The following is a 540-nucleotide window of genomic DNA, read 5'->3' on the forward strand; positions in this document are numbered from 1 at the left end:
AAAAGGACGATCTCGTTCGCCAGCCAGTCGCCGGCGTTGTCGAGCAGCAGCCGGTCGTAGGCGAGCACCCGCTGCGCGTCCCCGGACGTGCGGAACACCCAGGTGCCCAGCTCGGTCTCGTTGGTGCGCAGGTCCAGGATCAGGTCGTCCAGTTCACGGGTGACCGCGAGCGTCCAGAAGTCCGCGCCCTGCCGGTGGATCCCTTCGGCGCCGGCGGGCGGATCGGTCTCGGGTCCGTGGACGGTGATCTCCGCGGTGCGGGCGGTCCGGTCGAGCCGCGCCGACACGTGCCTGTAGGTGATCTCGGTGGCGGTGCGGTCCTTCTCCAGCGGCGTCAGCGTGATCCCGCGCGCGCCCTCGGGACGGGACGAGCGCGCGGCCAGCTCCGCGGCGCGCTCGGCGACCCGTTCCTCCCACGAGGTACGCGGCACGACCTCGTCCACCAGCCGCCAGGCCACGGCCTTCCTGCCGCCGACGCCCTCGGCCTTGGTGGCGAAATAGTCGGCCAGGTCACGGCGGACGTGCCGCTTGTCCGTCACG

General features: G+C 72.2%; 1 pseudogene. It reads right to left on the bottom strand.

Annotated features, from left to right (window positions below):
- Nucleotides 1-540 (bottom strand): annotated as a pseudogene (locus tag ACGWYJ_RS39015) (benzoyl-CoA-dihydrodiol lyase); the annotation flags it as partial.

Source organism: Actinomadura sp. SCN-SB (assembly GCF_043906805.1).
GTDB lineage: Bacteria > Actinomycetota > Actinomycetes > Streptosporangiales > Streptosporangiaceae > Spirillospora.